This is a genomic window from Synechococcus sp. H70.2 (assembly GCF_047462275.1).
GTDB lineage: Bacteria > Cyanobacteriota > Cyanobacteriia > Thermostichales > Thermostichaceae > Thermostichus.
Map to the genome: position 1 here is coordinate 95,922 of NZ_JANSIU010000001.1, position 19,469 is coordinate 115,390.

Here is a 19,469-nt window from a genome sequence, read left to right on the forward strand (position 1 = left end):
TACGCTCCTCCTTCGTCCTCGGCTCGACAAGGCCCCCTTTTGGCCGCAGACGAGCCGCATAGTAATAAATACTCATGCCAGGCAGTTAAGACATATGTAGCACAGCAATGAGCAATCCTCAAGGAAGGGGCTCAGTCTAGGAACCAAAACTACCCAGCGCCAGACAGGATGATAGGCAAGCCCCAGCTGCATGAGAGGTTGTATTTAACACTTCTCTCAAAGCAAACACCAAAGTTTACCTTAGTTCAAAACTCTTACCCCTCGCAGTGGGAGCAGATCCCTGCCTCAGTTTTTTCCTAGCTCAGGGCAAGAGGGAGGGCAGTGGAGGAATTGCTACGGAGATTCCCTCGAGCGGTTACTGCGCCACCCCACTGACTAAAGGCACTGACTCCAGCCTACCTTGACCTAAGCTAGCCATTGGGCAACTCCCCTTGGCAGCCTCTTAGGACAATACCGAAAAAATGCAGAAGCAAGAACCGCCTGAGAGGGGAGGAGACTAGAATTGAAGTGGGCAAGGTGTATGGCAAACAGCTCAAAAAAAGAAACGGCAGAGTTGCTAAAAGCTCTCCCGTAGGCGAGTCGTTTGTCCTTCTCTTTTGCAAAGATTGTTGTAGCTTTTGGCAGTCAACGGGGTGTCACCTTGCTCTATTGCCAGTCTACTGGCGAAGTTGTCAGGCGGAAGAGCCGGGAGGATTGTTATGGTAGTGAGCGCGCACCGTTCTGTAGCTTTGTCTACAGAATCGAAGGCCGAAAAAAGCGGAGAGCGTAAAGTATCTGAGCAAACGATAGCGAGAGATTTTGTCCCGGGACGGTGGCAACGCTGCATTGATGTCCGAGATTTTATTCAGCGCAATTACACTCCCTACACCGGCGATGAAAGCTTTTTGGCGCCGGCCACTGAACGCACGCAGGGGCTGTGGGCCAAGGTTAAGGATTTGATGGCGCTGGAACGGGAGCGGGGGGTTTTGGATGCTGACACCGACCTTCCTTCCAGCATCACCAGCCACCCGCCGGGCTATATCGACCGGGAGCTGGAGCAAATTGTAGGTCTGCAGACAGACAAGCCCCTGAAGCGGGCCATCCTGCCCTTTGGCGGCATCCGCATGGTAGAGACGGCCCTCAAGGCCTACGGCTACGAGCTGGATCCAAAGGTTAAGGAGATCTTTACCAAATACCGCAAGACCCACAACGACGGGGTCTTTGACGCCTACACGGAGGAGATGCGCCGCTGCCGCCGCTCTGGCATCATCACCGGCTTGCCGGACGCCTATGGGCGGGGTCGCATCATCGGTGATTACCGGCGGGTACCTCTCTACGGGGTGGATCGGCTGATTGAAGACAAGGAGGCGCAAAAAGCCAGCCTAGACCTGGACACGATGGATGAAGAGACCATCCGCCTGCGGGAGGAGCTCTCAGAGCAGATCAAAGCCCTGCACGAGCTCAAGGAAATGGGGGCCAGCTACGGCTTTGATCTCGGCCGGCCAGCAACCAATGCCCGCGAGGCCATCCAGTGGCTGTACCTAGCCTACCTGGCAGCGGTCAAAGAGCAAAACGGTGCCGCCATGTCCCTGGGGCGGGTCTCCACGTTCCTAGACATCTACATCGAGCGGGATCTGCAGGCCGGGATCCTCACCGAAGAAGAGGCCCAGGAGCTCATCGACCACTTTGTCATGAAGCTGCGCATGGTCAGGTTTTTGCGCACGCCAGAGTACAACGAGCTCTTCAGCGGCGATCCCACCTGGGTAACTGAGTGCATTGGCGGCATGGGGCTGGATGGGCGACCTCTGGTCACCAAGACCAGCTTCCGCATGCTGCACACCCTCTACAACCTGGGGCCGGCGCCGGAGCCCAACCTAACGGTGCTCTGGTCGGAGCGGCTGCCGGAAGCCTTCAAGCGCTACTGCGCCAAGGTCTCCATCGAAACCAGCTCCATCCAGTACGAAAACGACGACCTGATGCGCCCCTACTGGGGGGATGACTACGGCATCGCCTGCTGCGTATCGGCCATGCGCATTGGCAAGCAGATGCAGTTTTTTGGGGCGCGGGTAAACCTGGCCAAGTGCCTACTCTATGCCATCAATGGCGGTCGGGATGAGATCTCCGGTGAGCAGGTGGCCCCGGCCTACGCCCCCATCACCTCTGAGGTGTTGGAGTACGACGAGGTGTGGCCGCGCCTGGTGCAGATGATGGCCTGGCTGGCCAAGACCTACGTCAACACCATGAACATCATCCACTACATGCACGACAAGTACTGCTACGAGCGCCTGGAGATGGCCCTGCACGACCGCGACATTGTGCGCACGATGGCCTTTGGCCTGGCTGGCCTATCGGTGGTGGCGGATTCCCTCTCGGCCATCAAGTACGCGCGGGTGCGGGCAATTCGGGACGAGCGCGGCCTGGTGGTGGACTACGCGGTGGAGGGCGACTTCCCCAAATATGGCAACAACGACGACCGGGTTGACCAGATTGCGGTGCAATTGGTGCAGACCTTCATGGCGGAGCTGCGCAAGCACAAAACCTACCGCAACGCTATCCCCACCCAGTCCATTCTCACCATCACCTCCAACGTGGTCTACGGAAAGAAAACTGGCAACACCCCCGATGGGCGGCGGGCTGGCGAGCCCTTTGCACCGGGGGCCAACCCCATGCATGGCCGCGACACCAAGGGAGCGGTGGCGTCGCTGGCCTCCGTGGCCAAGCTGCCCTACGACGACGCGCTGGATGGCATCTCCAACACCTTCTCCATCGTGCCGGCGGCCCTAGGTCGCACGGCCGAGGAGCGGGTTGCCAACCTGGTGGGGCTGCTGGACGGCTACATGCGGGATGGCGGCTTTCACCTCAACGTGAATGTCCTCAACCGCGAGACCCTGCTGCACGCCATGGAGCACCCAGAGCTCTACCCGCAGCTCACCATCCGGGTTTCCGGCTACGCGGTGAACTTCATCAAGCTTACCCGCGAGCAGCAACTGGATGTAATTAACCGCACCTTCCATCAACACTTCTAAACGAGGGGGCGGGGGATCCCGGAAGGCTGCCCCTAGCCGGGTGAAGGATCCCCCCTCCCCAAGCAAGGAGGTTCAATGAACTATAGCGTTGGGGATTTGGTTAGAGACTACGCGGCGGGACGGCGAGATTTCCAGGAGATCGAGCTGCCCCAGGCCGACCTACAAGGGATCCACCTAGCCGGTGCCGACCTGCGCTATGCCGATTTCAGCGGCGCCAACCTGGCAGGCGCCAACTTGCGGGGGTGCGATCTCAGCTTTGCCGATTTGAGCGGCGCCAACCTATCCAAAGCCGACCTGCGGGGATGTCTGCTTTTTGGCAGCAATTTCCGCGGTGCTCTCTTGGAGGGGGCTTTGCTGGATCACGCCGATTACGATGCCTATACCCATTTCCCGGCGGGCTTTGATCCCAAAGCCCATCGCCTGCACAACCTCTCGGCAGAGGCCTCCCAGTAGGAGGCCTTTCCATTGGTTTTCAACCGTTAAGAAAAACACAGTCTGGGTAAAGTCCAAACCGTGATCTGCACAACATGGCCAGCAATTGGGAAGAAAACCTCAAGATTAATTGATATTTTGCAAAAGCCATTGAGGATAGAAGTATGGATACCCCGCTCAAGCCCTTGACGCCGATAACCGGCCGCATTCACTCGGTCGAGACCTGTGGCACGGTAGATGGGCCAGGGATCCGCTTTGTCATCTTCCTACAGGGCTGTCCTCTGCGCTGTCTGTACTGCCACAATCCCGACTGTCGGGATCCCAATGCTGGCCAGGTGGTGACGGTGGACTCCCTCATGGCGGAGATCCAGCGCTGCCGCAATTACTACCTCAAGGGTGGGGGAGTCACGGCTAGCGGGGGGGAACCGTTAATGCAACCCAACTTTGTGGCCGAGATTTTCCGCCGCTGCCACGAGCTGGACTTGCACACGGCGCTGGACACTTCCGGCTACGCGCCCTTGGGGGTGGCCAAGCCAGTTTTGGCCCATACGGATTTGGTGTTGCTCGATATCAAGTCCTATCTGCCGGAGCTCTATCGCAAAGTTACCGGCGTTTCGCTGCAGCCCACTCTCGATCTGGCTCGCTATTTGGATCAGATTCAAAAGCCCACCTGGATTCGTTTTGTTCTCGTTCCTGGACTAACAGATCCTGAGGAAAACATCAAGGGCTTGGCTGAGTTTGTGGCCACTCTATCCAACGTGGAGCGGGTGGAGGTTTTGCCCTTTCACAAGATGGGGGAATACAAATGGCAGCAGTTGGGACTGCCCTACACCCTCAGCGATGTCCAGCCGCCCACCCCGGAACAGATCAACCACGCTTTGCAGATCTTTCGCGAGCGGGGATTGGTGGCGGTTTAATGGCTGCTAAGACTTAGTTTATTGCCGTAGCAACAGTAACAAAAACAGAGTCAATCCCCATTTGCATCAGCTTGATCCCAAAGTCATCTCTAAAATTCTTAGGCTGCCCCTAAAGTAGCGCTAGGTTGAACTTATAGGCTAGGAGCTGGCCAACTCTGGCAGATGGAAAAATAGAGGAGGGATCCCCAGTGGAAGTGCGCGTAACCTACCAAAATGGCGTTCAATTTCAAGCCGAAAGCCGCGGCCATCGCATCCTCAGCGATCAGCCCTTGGACAACCACGGCCAAGATCAGGGAATGACGCCGCCGGAGTGGTTTTTGGCCTCTTTGGGTGCCTGTGTTGGCTTTTATGCCCTCAAGTATCTGGAAGCGCGGCAGTTGGATCCTCGGGGGCTGGAAGTGGTTGTTACTGCAGATAAAGTTGAGCACCCCAGCCGCTTAGACAACATTTGCATTCGCGTTCAGACGGGGATCCCCCTCGACGAAAGGCAGCAAAAGGGCCTAGAAAAAGCTGTCGACGCTTGCATCATCCACAACACCCTCACCCATCCCCCAAAAATGACCACCGAGATCCAGGTTCCCGCACCTGTGGGCGCTTAGCCGGCCAGGGAGCCTATGGAGTTTTCCAGCAATTTCTAATGGTTGCCTCAACTCTTAAGCCGTATGGATGTGATTTTGGAGGGATCCACCTATGCCTGTTACCAATCTCGAGGAACTGGAAGCCTTAATCCAGCAGGTGAAAGCTGCCCAGGCTGAGTATGCCACCTTCACCCAGGAGCAGGTGGATCGAATCTTTCACAAAGCTGCCCTGGCAGCCAACAACGAGCGGATCCCCTTGGCCAAGTTGGCTGTAGAGGAGACCGGCATGGGCATTGTGGAAGACAAGGTGATCAAAAATCACTTTGCCTCTGAATACATTTACAACAAGTACAAACACGAGAAAACCTGTGGCGTCATTGAGCGGGACGAGAGCTTTGGCTACGAGCGCATTGCCGAGCCGGTGGGGCTTTTGGCGGGCATTGTGCCGGTCACCAATCCCACTTCGACGACTATTTTCAAAGCCCTCATCACTCTGAAAACCCGCAACGCCATCATTTTTGCGCCTCACCCCCGCGCCAAACGATGCACCATCGCCGCGGCCAAAGTGGTCAAAGAGGCGGCTGAGGCGGCAGGCGCGCCTGTGGGCTTGATTGGCTGGATTGACGAGCCCACGATTGAGCTTTCTCAGGCTTTGATGCAGCATCCGGAGGTGAAATTGATCCTGGCCACCGGCGGCCCCGGCATGGTCAAGGCGGCCTATTCCTCCGGCCACCCCTCGCTGGGCGTGGGGGCGGGCAACACGCCGGCGGTCATCGACACCAGTGCCGACATTCCCATGGCCGTCAGTTCAATCTTGCTCAGCAAAACTTTTGACAACGGCATGATCTGCGCCTCGGAACAGGCGGTGATTGTGGTGGAGGCCGTTTATGAGCAGGTGAAGGCGGAGTTTTGCCATCGAGGGGCCTACTTTTTGGATCCGGAACAAACGCAAGCGGTGCGCCGCATCCTCCTCAAGGATGGCCGTCTCAATCCAGCTATTGTCGGCCAATCGGTGCAGACCATTGCCGCTCTGGCCGGGATCCAGGTACCCGAAGGCACCAAGCTGCTGATTGGGGAAGTGGACAAGGTGGGGCCCGAAGAGCCGTTTTCCTACGAAAAATTGGCCCCTGTTTTGGCCTTCTACCGCGCCAAGGATTTCCACAGCGCCGTCGAGGTTGCTGTCCAAGTGGTCAATTTCGGTGGGCGGGGCCACACCTCTGTTTTGTATACCGATCCCGCCAACCAGGACGATATTGCCTACTTTGAGCATGCCCTCCAAACAGCGCGGGTGCTGATCAACACCCCCTCTTCCCAGGGGGCAATTGGGGATCTCTACAACTTTAGGCTGGATCCCTCGTTAACTTTGGGCTGTGGCACGTGGGGGGGCAACTCCGTCTCCGACAATGTGGGGCCGCGCCACCTGCTCAACATTAAAACCGTGGCCTACCGGCGGGAAAATATGCTCTGGTTCCGGGTGCCGCCCAAGATCTACTTCAAGCCGGGATGTCTACCGGTGGCGCTGCGGGAGTTGGCCGGCAAAAAACGGGCTTTTTTGGTGACCGATAAGCCCCTCTTCGAGCTGGGTGTGCTGCAGCCGGTTACCCGGGTTCTCGAGGAGCTGCAGATAAAGTGGGATGTCTACCACGATGTAGAGCCGGATCCCACCCTCAGCAACGTCAACCGCGGCCTGGAGCAGTTGCGCCAGTTTCAGCCGGATGTCATCATCGCCGTGGGCGGCGGATCCCCGATGGATGCGGCCAAGGTGATGTGGCTGATGTACGAGCAGCCCCAGGTGGAGTTTGAAGGCCTGGCAACGCGCTTTATGGACATCCGCAAACGGGTCTACGAGCTGCCGCCGCTGGGGCAAAAAGCCCAACTGGTCTGCATCCCCACCACTTCCGGGACGGGATCCGAGGTAACGCCCTTTGCGGTGGTGACCGATGACCGGGTGGGGATCAAGTACCCCCTGGCCGACTACGCCCTCACCCCCAGCATGGCCATTGTCGATCCGGATCTCACCCTGAAGCTGCCCAAGAAGCTGACGGCTTACGGCGGCATCGATGCCCTCACCCACGCCTTGGAAGCCTATGTCTCGGTGATGGCCAGCGAGTTTACCGACGGGCTGGCGCTGCAGGCAATTAAGCTGCTGATGACCTACCTGCCGCGGGCCTACGAGAAGGGAGCTGAAGATCCAGAAGCGCGGGAAAAAGTCCACTACGCCGCCACCCTTGCCGGCATGGCCTTTGCCAACGCCTTTTTGGGGGTGTGCCACTCCTTGGCCCACAAGCTGGGATCCACCTTCCACCTGCCCCACGGCCTGGCCAATGCCCTGATGATTACCCACGTCATCCGCTACAACGCCACCGACGCCCCCTTCAAGCAGGCCATCTTTCCCCAATACCGCTACCCCAACGCCAAGCACCGCTATGCCGAGATTGCCGATTACCTGCAGTTGGGGGGAGCCAATGATGATGAAAAGGTCATGCGCCTTATCGAGGCCATCGAGGAGCTAAAGCGGAAGCTAGGGATCCCGGCCAGCATTCGCGAGGCCCTCGGCGAGAGCGAGCAGGCCTTTTACGACCGTCTGGAAGCGATGGCGGAGCAGGCTTTTGATGACCAATGCACCGGCGCCAACCCCCGCTACCCCCTCATTCAGGATATGAAGGAGCTGTACGTCTTGGCCTATCGGGGCTGCCGGGTGGAGGCTGCCCTCTACCACCAGCCGGAGCCGGCTCTGGTTTAAGGTCGGCCTTCCTCCCCGCCAAAACGTGCTTCTCCCTCCTTGCAACGGCTATGGCTACGCTGCACCGCCCCGATCCCAGCCTGGACATCTGGAAGGCCAGATCCCACCCCTTAGATCCCATTTTTCTGCCCCGCTCGGTGGCGGTGGTGGGGGCAACAGAGCGCGAGGGCAGTGTGGGGCGCACGGTGCTCTGGAACCTGATCAGCCACCCCTTTGGCGGCACGGTCTACCCGGTCAACCCCAAGCGGCACCAGGTGTTGGGCATCCGGGCCTACGAGCGGCTCTCTGCTCTGCCGGAGCCGGTGGATTTGGCCATCATCGCCATCCCGGCAGCCGGGGTGCCGGCGGTTATTCAAGAATGCGTCGAGGCCGGCGTCAAGGGGGCCATTGTCCTCTCGGCAGGCTTTAAGGAAATTGGCCCGGAGGGGCTGGAGCTGGAAAAGGCCATCCAAGAGGCTGCCCGCGGCAAGCTGCGCCTCATTGGTCCCAACTGCCTGGGGATCCAAAATCCCCACACCGGCCTCAATGCCACCTTTGCTGCCCAGATGGCCCGACCCGGCAACGTGGGGTTTATCAGCCAAAGCGGGGCCCTCTGCACCTCAATCCTGGACTGGAGCCTGCGGGAAAATGTCGGCTTTAGCGCCTTCATCTCCCTGGGATCCATGCTGGATGTGGGCTGGGGGGATCTCATCGACTATCTGGGCGAGGATCCCCACACCCACAGCATTGTCCTCTACATGGAGTCGATTGGGGACGCGCGGTCGTTTGTGTCGGCGGCCCGCGAGGTGGCGCTGAGCAAGCCGATTATTGTCATCAAGGCGGGGCGTACCCAGGCGGCGGCCCAGGCGGCAGCTTCCCACACGGGATCCCTCACCGGCAGCGACGCGGTTTTGGATGCAGCCTTCCGCCGCTGCGGTGTGCTGCGGGTGGATCACATTGAAGATCTCTTCGACATGGCGGAGGTACTGGCCAAACAGCCCCGCCCGCAGGGCCCCCACCTCAGCATCCTCACCAATGCCGGCGGACCGGGGGTGCTGGCCACCGACGCCCTCATCCGCGCTGGGGGATCCCTGGCCCAGCTTTCTCCCCAAACCCTGGAGCAGCTTAACTCCATCCTGCCGCCCCACTGGAGCCACGGCAATCCCATTGATATTTTGGGCGATGCCGGGCCGGAGCGCTTTGCCCAGGCGCTGGAGATCGTGCTGCGGGATCCTGCCAGCCAGGGCTGTTTGGTGATCCTCACCCCCCAGGCAATGACGGATCCCACTGCCACTGCTGCCAAGGTGGCAGAGACCTGGCGGCGCAGTGGCTCCCGCCAACCCATCCTGGCCAGTTGGATGGGGGGAGACCTGGTGGATGCCGGCGAGCAGATCCTTAACCAAGCGGGGATCCCCACCTACCGCTACCCGGATCAGGCGGCACGGGTATTCAGCTATCTGTGGCGCTTTAGCGACAACCTCAAGGCCCTCTACGAAACTCCCACTCTGCTCCCTGCAACAGCGGTCGAGGGCGAGAGGGTGCAACAAATTCTCGGCCAAGCCCGGCAGCAAGGTCGCCGGCTCTTAACCGAGGTCGAGTCCAAGGAGATCCTGGCCGCCTACGGGATCCCGGTGGTGCCCACGCGGGTGGCCAAGAGCCCGGAAGCAGCGGTAGAGGCCGCCGCAGAAATGGGCTACCCGGTGGTGCTGAAGCTCTACTCCCATACCCTCACCCACAAGAGTGACGTGGGCGGCGTCCAGCTCAACCTGCCCGATGCCGAAGCGGTGCGGCGGGCCTTCGCCCAGATTCGCCGCAACGTCAGCGAGAAAGCAGGGCCAGAGCACTTCCAAGGGGTGACGGTGCAGCCGATGATCCGCACCGACGGCTACGAGCTGATCCTGGGCAGCAGCGAGGATCCCCAGTTTGGGCCGGTGTTGCTGTTTGGCAGCGGCGGCCAACTGGTGGAGGTGTTCCAGGATCGCGCCATTGGCCTTCCCCCCCTCAACACCACCTTGGCGCGCCGCCTGATGGAGAATACCCTCATCTACAAGGCCCTCAAGGGGGTGCGGGGGCGCCGGGCCGTCAATCTGGAAGCGCTGGAACAGCTTTTGGTGCGCTTCAGCCAACTGGTGGCCGAACAGCGGCAGATCCAAGAGATCGACATCAACCCCCTGCTGGCCTCGGGCGAGCAACTGCTGGCTTTGGATGCCCGCGTCATTTTGCGCTCGGAGCAGGAACCCCCCGTACCGTTGGCCATCCGCCCCTACCCCAGCCAGTACAGTTGGCCCTTCCGCGAGGGCATCACCATCCGCCCCATCCGTCCCGAAGACGAGCTGCTGGTGATCCAGTTTCACCGCCACGTCTCCGACTACAGCATCTACCTGCGCTACTTCCACCCCATCAAATACAGCGCCCGCATCGCCCACGAGCGCTTGGTTCGCATCTGCTTTAACGACTACGACCGGGAGATTGCTCTGGTGGCCGAGCGGCAAGACCCAGAGCCCCACCTCCTCGGCATCAGCCGCCTCTCCAAAAAACACGGCCTTCCCGAAGAAGCCGAGTTTGCCCTGCTGGTAGCGGATCCCTACCAAAGACAGGGGATCGGCACGGAGCTGCTGACCCGCCTGATTCAGGTGGCCCGCTGCGAAGGGATCCGGCGCCTCACCGGCGAGGTGCTCAGCGAAAACGAGGGCATGCGCCGCCTCTGCAGGCGCTTGGGGTTCCAGCTGCTCCCTTCTCCAGAGGATCCCGGCCTCCTCAGGGCCACGCTGGATCTTGCTGCCGATGCGGCGCTTCCCACCCCCTGCCCTGCCTAGGGATCCCTGGCCCTAAAGACGGCCTGCCGACCGGCTGACCGTAGAATGGATCCCTGCCGTTCAACCTTTTTGGGGAGAGCGGAATGGGGGTGGCTGTGAAGAGGGAAGGGACAGGGGGGATCCCCTCACCTGTCGCGGTGGCCTGGTCGGGGAGAGTGGGGCGGTGGCTGGCGGTGGGATCCCTCCTCCTAGGACTTCTGCTAGGGCTGGGCGGCTGCGGGGTGGGATCCCAGGGGGAAGTGAGGATTCTCCTAGCTTCTTTTGCCGTAACCCGCGACGCCTACCGGCAGATCATCCCTGCCTTTGAGGCCCACTGGCTGGCCCAGACCGGCCAACGGGTGCGTGTAGAAAGCAGCTACGCCGGCTCGGCCACGCAAGCGCGGGCGGTCATCGAGGGGCTGGATGCCGATGTGGTGGCCCTGGCCCTGGGCCTGGATGTGGAGCGCCTTGTGGCTGCCGGTCTCATTCGACCGGGCTGGGAAAGCCGCACGCCCAACCAAGGGATCGTTACCCGCTCGGTCGTGGTGATTGTAACGCGGCAGGGCAACCCCCACGGTATCCGCTCTTGGCTGGACCTGGCCCGGCCCGGCCTGCAGGTGATCACCGCCAACCCCAAAACCTCAGGGGGTGCCCGCTGGAACTTTTTGGCCCTCTGGAGTGCTGTTCCGGAGCCCCAAGCCCTGGCCTTCACCACCCAGGTCTACAAAAATGTCCGCGTCCTGCCACGGGACTCGCGGGAGGCTACGGATGTCTTTTTCCAAAAAGGGCAGGGAGATGCCCTGCTCACCTACGAACAGGAGGTGATCCTGGCCGGTCTGCGCGGCCAGTCCTTGCCCTACGTGGTGCCGGATCCCAACATTTCCATCGACAACCCCGTAGCCGTGGTGGATGCCACGGTGGAGCGCAAAGGAACCCGCAGCGTGGCCGAAGCCTTTGTGAACTACCTGTTTACTCCAGAAGCGCAACGGGCCTTTGCCGAGGTGGGTTTCCGTCCGGTGGAGCCGACGGTGGCGCAAGAGTTTGCCTGGCGGTACCCTCCCATTGAGAGGCTGGTAACTGTTGCCGACCTGGGGGGCTGGGAAGCAATCCAAAACCGCTTTTTTGCCGATGGGGCTGCGTTTGACCGCATCCAAGCCGGGCTGTAGGGAGCCTCCCTTGTTTTGCATCCCCATTCAAGGTATCCTGGGAGCTGTATCAACGGTTTGTTGACAGGTTTACCGTAGATTAGCTGCAGATTTCACCTCCCTTACCCCTAGCTGCAGCACCATCCGGCAACCGAGCCAGCAACTCCTTAGACCAACCACTAGCTAGGCAGAACCTATGGGCATCACCATTGCAGGGGTATCGAAGCGTTTTGGCCAGTTTCAGGCCCTCCACCCTACGGATCTCATCATTCCCACGGGATCCCTGGTGGCTTTGCTGGGGCCGTCGGGTTCTGGCAAATCTACCCTGCTACGTCTCATTGCCGGCCTGGAAAAGCCGGACACAGGGCGGATCTTCCTCACGGGGCGGGATGCCACCCATGCCAGCGTCCAGGAGCGCAACGTTGGCTTTGTCTTCCAGCACTACGCCCTGTTTAAGCACATGACGGTGCGGCAGAACATTGCCTTTGGCCTGGAGATCCGCAAGCTGCCACGGGCTGAGATCCAGGCGCGGGTGGACGAGCTGCTGGAGCTGGTGCAACTGTCAGGGTTTGGGGATCGCTACCCCTCACAGCTTTCAGGAGGACAGCGCCAGCGGGTGGCCCTGGCCCGTGCTCTGGCGGTGGAGCCGCAGGTGTTGCTTTTGGATGAGCCCTTTGGGGCGCTGGATGCCAGGGTGCGTAAGGAGCTGCGCCAATGGCTGCGGCGCCTGCACGACGAGGTGCACGTTACCACTGTGTTTGTTACCCACGACCAAGAGGAGGCCATGGAGGTGGCCGACCAAATTGTGGTCATGAACCAGGGGCGGGTGGAACAGGTGGGATCCCCGGCTGAGATCTATGATCATCCGGCCACTCCCTTTGTCATGAGCTTTATCGGCCCGGTCAACGAGCTCTCGCCTCGCTCTGTATTGTCCTGCCAACTCCCTGAAGCCCAAGCCGGCCCGCATCGACTTTTTCTGCGCCCCCACGATGTCCAAATCGAGCTCAACCCCACCAGCAGCGGTGTCTCGGCTTGGGTCAAAGAGATCATTCACCTAGGGCGGGAGATCCAGGCGGAGCTAATTCTCAGCGATGGCGGCTCCCTCTGGGCCCACCTCAGCCGCGAGCAATACGCCAGCCAGCCGCTGCACATAGGGCAGCAGGTTTACGTGCGCCCTAGGGTAATCAAAGCCTTCCCCATCAAAAAAACGGAAATGACAGCCATGCCTGTGGGAGCGTAGGGAACCTTGCTGCAAGCGTTGTCTCAACTGTCTTGGCCGTGGGGGCTGACCCTGGGCTATCTCTTCCTGATGTTAGTCTTGCCCCTGGCTGCCTTGATTACCAGGTCCAGCACCCTGGGCTGGGCAGAGTTTTGGCGGATTGCAACCGATCCCCTAGCCCTCTCTGCCTATGAGGTTACTTTTGTAACTGCCTTGCTGGCAGCCCTCGTGAACGGTGTGATGGGCACCCTAACCGCCTGGGTGTTGGTGCGCTACGCCTTCCCCGGCAAAAAGCTCCTCGAGGGGTTAATTGATCTGCCCTTTGCCCTGCCCACGGCTGTGGCCGGTCTCACCCTGGCCACAGTCTACAGCAGCAACGGTTGGATAGGATCCCTGCTGGCTCCCTTGGGAATTCGCATTGCCTTTACCCGCTTGGGGGTGGGGGTGGCAATGCTGTTTATCTCTTTTCCCTTTGTGGTGCGGACCGTGCAGCCGGTGCTCCAGGAACTGGAACCAGAGGTGGAAGAAGCTGCCTGGAGCTTGGGCGCCTCCCGCTGGCAGACCTTTCGCCGAGTGGTGTTGCCGCAAATTCTACCTTCTATCCTAACAGGGGTGGCGCTGGGGTTTTCTCGCGCGGTCGGTGAGTATGGCTCCATCGTCATTATTGCCGCCAGCATCCCTTTCCAGGACTTGATTGCGGCGGTGCTGGTCATCCAAAGACTGGAACAGTACGATTACGCCGGCGCCACCGTGATTGGAACAGTGATGTTGGTGATCTCCTTCCTATTGCTGGCGGTGATTAACCTTCTGCAAGGCTGGGCAAGTCGCCATGAAACCTAGGGAAGTTGCACCACCCGCCAGCCCTTGGCTAGCTGGCCTGCTGATTGGGATCGTCTTGCTCTACGTAGGTCTGCTCATCGGGATCCCGCTGGTGAATGTTTTCTACCAGGCCTTTCGGGAAGGGATCCCCACTTTTTTTCAGCACCTAGGGGAGCGAGAGTTTCTCAGTGCGGCCCGCTTGACTTTGCTGACTGCCCTGGTTGTTGTGCCGCTCAATACTCTTTTTGGCCTCTGCGCCGCCCTAGCCTTGGCCCGCCGCCGCTTTCCAGGACGGGCCTTGCTGCTTAGCCTTATTGACCTGCCCTTTTCCATTTCGCCGGTAGTGGCCGGCCTGATGCTGGTGCTAATCTTTGGCCGTCAAGGTTGGCTGGGATCCTGGAACCTGCGGGTCCTTTTTGCCTTTCCGGGCATTGTGCTGGCCACGGCTTTCATCACCTTGCCTTTTGTGGTGCGGGAGGTACTGCCCGTCTTGGAAGAGACCGGCACCGAAGAGGAAGAGGCCGCCAAAACCCTGGGAGCGAATTCCTGGCAGATCTTTTGGCGCATCACCCTGCCCAACATCCGCTGGGGCCTTCTGTACGGCGTCATCCTAACCAATGCCCGTGCCATGGGGGAGTTTGGCGCTGTGGCGGTGGTCTCGGGCAACATCGTTGGGCGCACCCAAACCCTACCTCTGTTTGTGGAAGATGCCTACCGCAGCTATGCCACGGGCTCAGCCTATGCAGCAGCGGTGGTGCTCTCCTTGCTGGCAGTGGTGACCCTAGTAGCCAAGGAGCTGCTGGAGCGGGGATCCCCTTCCCGCCGCATCTTCTAGACATCTTTTGGGATCCTTGCAAGCAAGCAACCGGGAAAATGAAAGGTTTCTGTCCGTCGTCAGCGCTAGGCAACGCCGTCACGAACGCGCCGCTCTGACTCCCCTCTCCCTGAGGGAGAGGGACCGGGGGTAAGGGCCATGGCCGCCATTGGCCAGGTTGACGCTCCCACCCCCTCAAGGCGGGGGATTCTTGTCAAGGCGCTGTCAAGGACGCGTCTGGACAGTTCCGTGGGGCTTAACGTAAGGTGCGGAATTCCCCACCGTCTATACGGTGGGGATGGATAGCACCCTCTGACTGATTCTGGATGTATTGCTTCACAATTTCTAGGCAGCAAATCATGCCAAAGCCTAGCCCTTCCCAATACACTTTAGTGACCAGTATTTTGTTACAAACACTACGTGCAGGTGAATTCTAAAAACTGCCTCAGCGTCGCTTCTTAGTCTGCCCTTCTCGATGCTACACTTACTGTGGCCTCGACTAAGTCACAAAAGGTGACTGAAACTGTACTGGTAATCAAGCGGCAGACCTTTCGGCTGTACCCCAACAAAACCCAAGAGCGGGCTTTGTTGTCTGCCCGCCGTTTGCACTGCTACCTCTACAACGCTTGCGTTGCTCACCGACGCTATGAGTATCGGCGCAACCGCCGGACGGTTACTTACCTTGAGCAGCAGAATCTTCTGCCAGAGTTCAAGCAGGCGTGGCCGGAGTTTGCTCAACTCAACTCCCATTCTCTGCAAGCTACGGTCAAGCGGGTAGATTTTGCCTATCAGCGTTTCTTCCAGGGACTAAGCAAAAAGCCTAAGTTTAAGCCAATCAAGCGGTATTCTGGCTGGACATATCCTAGCGCTACGGGGTGGAAGGTCAATACTAATGGTAAGCACGGCACCGTTACTCTCAGGGACTTGGGCATTACCCTGAGGATGCGGGGCAAAGCCAAGGAGTGGGGGAGGCCTACCACGCTAACTATTGTCTACAAGCCAACTTTGCGGCAGTGGTATGCTTCCTTCACCGTAGAGGTGGAAGTACCTCGGTCTAAGTTTGGTTCCCATTCAGATTTGAAGTATGAATCTATCGTTGCCTACGATTTGGGTACCGAAACGGCCATAACCTTATATGACGGGAGTGAGTTCTATGAGGTTGCTAATCCTCGGTTTACGCAGAGGAGTGAGGAGAAAGTTCGCAAGATCGCCAAACTTAAGCGACGAAAGCGTGCACCCAGGAAGGGGGTGAAGGCTTCTAGGAGATGGAAGAAAATCAACCGACTGGAGGCTAAGCTCAAAGCCAAGGTTGCCCGCCAGCGTAGAGATTGGCAACACAAGGTTACCTCAGAGATTGCGCGTCGTTATGACATCGGGGTAACGGAAAAACTCGACGTCAAGGGCATGACCCGTAAAGCTAAGGGTAAAGGGAAGAAGCGCAAGGCCGCACTAAACAAGTCTATTTTGTCGGTGGGGTTTGGTACGCTGAACCAAATGCTGACCTACAAAATTGAGCAGAAAGGTGGTCTGGTCTTGTTTCTTCCCACACAAACCCTCAAGCCGTCTCAGCGCTGTCCGCAGTGCGGTGCTGTTCACAAGGAGTGGGCAGACCTGAGTAATCGCTACCATGTCTGTTCTGCCTGTGGGTTTGCGATACCGCGGGACAGGGGGACGGTGATGGTACTGTACAACGTTGCCGCTAATCGGCAACCGGGGTTGGGAACCAGCCTCGTGAGTCTTGGATGCTTCAGCTCTACTTCAGAGACCCGGTACACGGGATCTATGAAGCAACTGGGGCAGAGGAAGAGACAAAAATCTCACCGTCAAGCGGATGGGGAAACCCCACCCGCCTGCGCGGTGGGGTAGTTCATACAGACTCAGGGAGGAGCTCCGGCAGCGGCACCCCCGTTCCCCCCAGGCCACAGTAGCCGCGTGGGTTTTTGGCCAGGTACTGCTGGTGGTAGTCTTCGGCGTAGTAGAACTCTGGAGCCTCCAAGATCTCAGTGGTGATCCGACCGTAGCCGTGGGCGCTCAAAGCCTGCTGGTAGAGATCGCGGGTTTTTTCCGCCAGCTCCCGTTGGGCTTGGGAGTAGACGTAGATGCCGGAGCGATACTGGGTGCCCACATCATTGCCCTGGCGCATCCCTTGGGTGGGATCGTGGTTTTCCCAAAACACCTTTAAAAGCTGCAGGTAGCTAATCTGGCTGGGATCGTAAACCACCCGCACCACCTCATTGTGGCCAGTCAAGCCGGTGCAAACTTCCTCATAGGTGGGGTTGGGGGTATACCCGCCCGCATAGCCCACGGCAGTGGTAAACACTCCGGGCAACTGCCAAAACTTGCGCTCGGCTCCCCAAAAGCAGCCCATGCCGAACATGGCCAGCTCCATGCCCTCGGGAAAGGGAGGCTTTAGGGGCGTGCCCTTGACGTAGTGCCGGTTAACGATTGCCATTGGCTCGGAGCGGCCCGGCAAAGCCTCTTCCGGCGTGGGCAGGGTCAGTTTCTTGCTCAGTTTGCCAAAACCAAAGAGCGCCATGGCGGTAGCCCGATACATTCGTTAACACCTACCAGCCTAGCGCAGGTAGCCGCTCTTGTCTCAGGGAAGGATTGGCAAGGAGCGGCTTGGGGATTTTAGACTGCCAGCTCTACAACCACAGGGGCATGGTCGCTGGGCTTCGGTAACCGCCGCGGCTCAAGGTCAATCCAGCAGGCAATAGCCTTGTCCTGAAGCAGAGGGGAAAGGTAAAGGTGATCAATGCGCCAGCCGCGATTCTTCTGAAACCCTCCGGCCCGGTAGTCCCACCAGCTAAAATGGCCGGGATCCGGGTTAAACTTGCGGAAGGCATCCTCAAACCCCAAAGCCAGGATCTCCCGCAGGGCCTGCCGCTCCGGCTCCGAGGCCATGATTTCTCCGGCTTTGCTGGGATCGTAGATATCCCGATCTTCCGGGGCAATGTTGAAGTCGCCACAGAGAAGAATCGGCTGCCCTTGGTCGAGGGCCAGCTGGAGGTACTCTTTCAGGCAGGCCAGCCAGCGCAACTTGTAGGCGTACTTGTCAGATCCCACCGCCTCGCCATTGGGCACATAGAGGTTGAGGATGCGGATGCCGCGGTAGAGGCCGCCGATAAGCCGCTTTTGCTCGTCCAGCTCTGCTGCTGTCGGCAGCAGGGCCCCAAAGCCGCGCTCTACTTTTTCCGGCACCTCCCGGCTGATGAGGGCAACGCCGTTGTAGGCTTTCTGCCCGTACACCTCCACATGAAAGCCCCGCTCTTCGAAGGCGGCCCGGGGAAAGTCTTCATCCACCACCTTGGTCTCTTGCAGGCAGAGCACATCCAGGGATCCCTGCTTGTCCAACCAAGCCAAAACCTGGGACAGGCGGGTGCGGATGGAGTTGACATTCCAGGTGGCTACTTGCATCCCAGAAGGTTCTCTTAGACCACAAGTTGAGCTAGGCCCAAGGGGCGGATCCCTTGCGGCGAAACCTCGACCCGGTAGGGCAGCACCTCAACCCCCGTTTGCAGGGCCTGGTAAAACAGACGGGCATAGCGGGGATCCCGTTCTGCCCCGGGGGCAAACTCGGTGCAATCGGCGCGGTTAATCCAATACAGCAGCAGAGCCCGCTGCCCTTGCCGGCGGATCTGGATCAAATCTTCCAGGTGTTTTTGGCCGCGAGTTGTCACTGTATCCGGGAAGAGGGCGCGGGATCCCACCGCCCAGGTGGTGTTTTTAACCTCTAGGTAGGCCAAGCCAGAGTCTCCCCTGAGCAAGAAGTCGATTTTGCTTCTGCCGCAGGTGACTTCCCGTTGCCAATGGGAAAATCCCGCCAATTGGGGAAACCAGCCGCGTTCCAGCCCCCATTCCACCAGGCGATTGGGGAGGCCAGTGTTGATCCCTACCCACACCTCCCCTACTTGGATCATCTCCCAGGTGTAGGCCAGCTTGCGCTGGGGATGGGGGTGGTAGGAGAGGTACACAGCTGCCCCCACCTGGCAGACTCCCGTCATCGGGCCAGTGTTGGGGCAGTGAGCGGTTACCTGTTGCCCGTCCTCTAGTTCCACCTCCGCAAAGAAGCGTTTGTAGCGGCTGCGCAACACCCCTTTGTGGAGGGGAGTGGGGAAGCGATAAGAGAGCAGACCTCCCCGCCCAGGCTCGGCTAAGTATTTTTCTTTAGGATTTTGGAAGTCTTCCAGGGGGAGGTGATCTTCTACGCTAGGGTAATGGCGTAAGCTAGGGCCCTGCTGTGCCAATGCCTTGCCCTCCTGACCCTTGGCAATATTCTACTTTCTCTACCCCTTTGCCAAAACTTGGAGAAGAAAACTCGAATGTTGCGTCTTGATCCTGAGCCTGGCTTTCAACTTCCGGAGCCTTTCCAGGACAACCGCGGGCGCGTAGCCATCTTCATTGACGGGGCCAACCTCTTCTATGCTGCCCTGCAGATGGGCATTGAGATTGACTACACCCGCCTCCTGAAGACGCTCACCGGTCGTTCTCCCCTTTTGCGCTCCTTCTTCTACACCGGCGTTGATCGCAACAACGAAAAGCAGCAGGGGTTTTTGCTCTGGATGCGCCGCAATGGCTACCGGGTGGTTACCAAAGAGCTAACCCAGCTCCCGGATGGATCCAAGCGGGCCAACCTAGATGTGGAGATTGCCGTGGACATGTTGTCGCTGGTGCGCTGGTATGAGACAGCGGTGCTGGTGAGCGGCGACGGCGACTTGGCCTATGCCGTCAATGCCGTTAGCTATCAGGGAGCACGGGTGGAGGTGGTTAGCCTGCGCTCCATGACCAGTGATCAACTCATCAACTTGGCGGATCGCTACATCGACCTAGAATCCATCAAGGACTACATTAAGAAGACCAACCGACCTTCCTACCTCTACCGAGGAGGGCTCAGCAACGACGAAGAGGACGAGGGGTAGTTTGCCGCCAGCCCCCTGGCCCGGGGGAAAGCGTTACGGCGATGGCCAAGAAAAGGGGATTCAAGTCCCGTCCCTCCGGCGGCGCTGTTGGCTTGCGTGGGCTG

The 19,469-nt window shown here is 59.3% G+C and carries 15 protein-coding genes; 12 read left to right on the plus strand and 3 right to left on the minus strand.

Features of this window, described 5'->3' with window-relative positions; translation table 11 throughout:
* Positions 1-698 precede the first annotated feature (698 nt).
* From pflB to NW822_RS00515, 11 genes are all read left to right on the plus strand, one after another.
* Positions 699-3,005: a formate C-acetyltransferase gene (pflB, locus tag NW822_RS00465; RefSeq protein WP_414403151.1), complete on the plus strand. Its 2,307-nt coding sequence runs from the start codon at positions 699-701 to the stop codon at positions 3,003-3,005.
* 75 nt (positions 3,006-3,080) lie between these two features.
* Positions 3,081-3,458 carry a pentapeptide repeat-containing protein gene (locus NW822_RS00470; protein WP_414359520.1) on the plus strand — a complete coding sequence of 126 codons (378 nt, stop codon included), beginning with the start codon at positions 3,081-3,083 and terminating at the stop codon, positions 3,456-3,458.
* Positions 3,459-3,601: 143 nt separating this feature from the next.
* Positions 3,602-4,354 carry a pyruvate formate-lyase-activating protein gene (pflA, locus tag NW822_RS00475; RefSeq protein WP_414403152.1) on the plus strand — a complete coding sequence of 251 codons (753 nt, stop codon included), beginning with the start codon at positions 3,602-3,604 and terminating at the stop codon, positions 4,352-4,354.
* 188 nt (positions 4,355-4,542) lie between these two features.
* The gene (locus NW822_RS00480; RefSeq protein WP_414403153.1) at positions 4,543-4,953 is read left to right on the plus strand and encodes an OsmC family protein; all 411 of its coding nucleotides are present in this window, start codon (positions 4,543-4,545) and stop codon (positions 4,951-4,953) included.
* 91 nt (positions 4,954-5,044) lie between these two features.
* Positions 5,045-7,675 (plus strand): bifunctional acetaldehyde-CoA/alcohol dehydrogenase, encoded by a 2,631-nt coding sequence (gene adhE, locus NW822_RS00485; RefSeq protein WP_414403154.1) that lies wholly within the window; start codon positions 5,045-5,047, stop codon positions 7,673-7,675.
* Between the two features lie 50 nt (positions 7,676-7,725).
* The gene (locus NW822_RS00490) at positions 7,726-10,470 is read left to right on the plus strand and encodes a GNAT family N-acetyltransferase (protein ID WP_414403155.1); all 2,745 of its coding nucleotides are present in this window, start codon (positions 7,726-7,728) and stop codon (positions 10,468-10,470) included.
* A gap of 83 nt (positions 10,471-10,553) precedes the next feature.
* Positions 10,554-11,615: a sulfate ABC transporter substrate-binding protein gene (locus NW822_RS00495; protein WP_414403156.1), complete on the plus strand. Its 1,062-nt coding sequence runs from the start codon at positions 10,554-10,556 to the stop codon at positions 11,613-11,615.
* Between the two features lie 175 nt (positions 11,616-11,790).
* The gene (locus tag NW822_RS00500; protein WP_414359511.1) at positions 11,791-12,834 is read left to right on the plus strand and encodes a sulfate/molybdate ABC transporter ATP-binding protein; all 1,044 of its coding nucleotides are present in this window, start codon (positions 11,791-11,793) and stop codon (positions 12,832-12,834) included.
* A 6-nt stretch (positions 12,835-12,840) separates the two neighbouring features.
* Positions 12,841-13,653 (plus strand): sulfate ABC transporter permease subunit CysT, encoded by an 813-nt coding sequence (gene cysT / locus NW822_RS00505; protein ID WP_414403157.1) that lies wholly within the window; start codon positions 12,841-12,843, stop codon positions 13,651-13,653.
* Positions 13,643-14,467 (plus strand): sulfate ABC transporter permease subunit CysW, encoded by an 825-nt coding sequence (cysW, locus tag NW822_RS00510; RefSeq protein ID WP_414359509.1) that lies wholly within the window; start codon positions 13,643-13,645, stop codon positions 14,465-14,467. Before cysT ends, cysW begins: the two co-directional genes overlap by 11 nt.
* A 492-nt stretch (positions 14,468-14,959) precedes the next feature.
* Entirely contained in the window at positions 14,960-16,312 is a 1,353-nt protein-coding gene (locus NW822_RS00515) for an RNA-guided endonuclease InsQ/TnpB family protein (RefSeq protein WP_414403158.1), read from the plus strand.
* Position 16,313: 1 nt separating this feature from the next.
* On the opposite strand, the gene msrA is transcribed toward NW822_RS00515, so the two are convergent.
* The 3 genes from msrA to sfsA form a co-directional block, all read right to left on the minus strand.
* Positions 16,314-16,982, minus strand: a complete 669-nt coding sequence (msrA, locus tag NW822_RS00520; protein ID WP_414403364.1) for a peptide-methionine (S)-S-oxide reductase MsrA — start codon at positions 16,980-16,982, stop codon at positions 16,314-16,316.
* 95 nt (positions 16,983-17,077) lie between these two features.
* Entirely contained in the window at positions 17,078-17,863 is a 786-nt protein-coding gene (xth, locus tag NW822_RS00525) for an exodeoxyribonuclease III (protein ID WP_414359508.1), read from the minus strand.
* A 14-nt stretch (positions 17,864-17,877) separates the two neighbouring features.
* The gene (gene sfsA / locus NW822_RS00530; RefSeq protein ID WP_414360039.1) at positions 17,878-18,579 is read right to left on the minus strand and encodes a DNA/RNA nuclease SfsA; all 702 of its coding nucleotides are present in this window, start codon (positions 18,577-18,579) and stop codon (positions 17,878-17,880) included.
* Positions 18,580-18,768: 189 nt separating this feature from the next.
* On the opposite strand from sfsA, the gene NW822_RS00535 reads away from it, so the two are divergent.
* A complete protein-coding gene (locus NW822_RS00535) occupies positions 18,769-19,365 on the plus strand; it encodes an NYN domain-containing protein (protein WP_414359506.1) in 597 nt (198 codons plus the stop codon).
* Positions 19,366-19,469: the final 104 nt, after the last annotated feature.

Excerpts from the sequence above, each read along its gene's own strand:
- pflB (WP_414403151.1), top strand. The coding sequence starts at position 699 with ATGGTAGTGAGCGCGCACCGTTCTGTAGCTTTGTCTACAGAATCGAAG.
- NW822_RS00470 (WP_414359520.1), top strand. The coding sequence starts at position 3,081 with ATGAACTATAGCGTTGGGGATTTGGTTAGAGACTACGCGGCGGGACGG.
- pflA (WP_414403152.1), top strand. The coding sequence starts at position 3,602 with ATGGATACCCCGCTCAAGCCCTTGACGCCGATAACCGGCCGCATTCAC.
- adhE (WP_414403154.1), top strand. The coding sequence starts at position 5,045 with ATGCCTGTTACCAATCTCGAGGAACTGGAAGCCTTAATCCAGCAGGTG.
- NW822_RS00490 (WP_414403155.1), top strand. The coding sequence starts at position 7,726 with ATGGCTACGCTGCACCGCCCCGATCCCAGCCTGGACATCTGGAAGGCC.
- NW822_RS00495 (WP_414403156.1), top strand. The coding sequence starts at position 10,554 with ATGGGGGTGGCTGTGAAGAGGGAAGGGACAGGGGGGATCCCCTCACCT.
- NW822_RS00500 (WP_414359511.1), top strand. The coding sequence starts at position 11,791 with ATGGGCATCACCATTGCAGGGGTATCGAAGCGTTTTGGCCAGTTTCAG.
- cysW (WP_414359509.1), top strand. The coding sequence starts at position 13,643 with ATGAAACCTAGGGAAGTTGCACCACCCGCCAGCCCTTGGCTAGCTGGC.
- msrA (WP_414403364.1), bottom strand. The coding sequence starts at position 16,982 with ATGGCGCTCTTTGGTTTTGGCAAACTGAGCAAGAAACTGACCCTGCCC.
- xth (WP_414359508.1), bottom strand. The coding sequence starts at position 17,863 with ATGCAAGTAGCCACCTGGAATGTCAACTCCATCCGCACCCGCCTGTCC.
- NW822_RS00535 (WP_414359506.1), top strand. The coding sequence starts at position 18,769 with ATGTTGCGTCTTGATCCTGAGCCTGGCTTTCAACTTCCGGAGCCTTTC.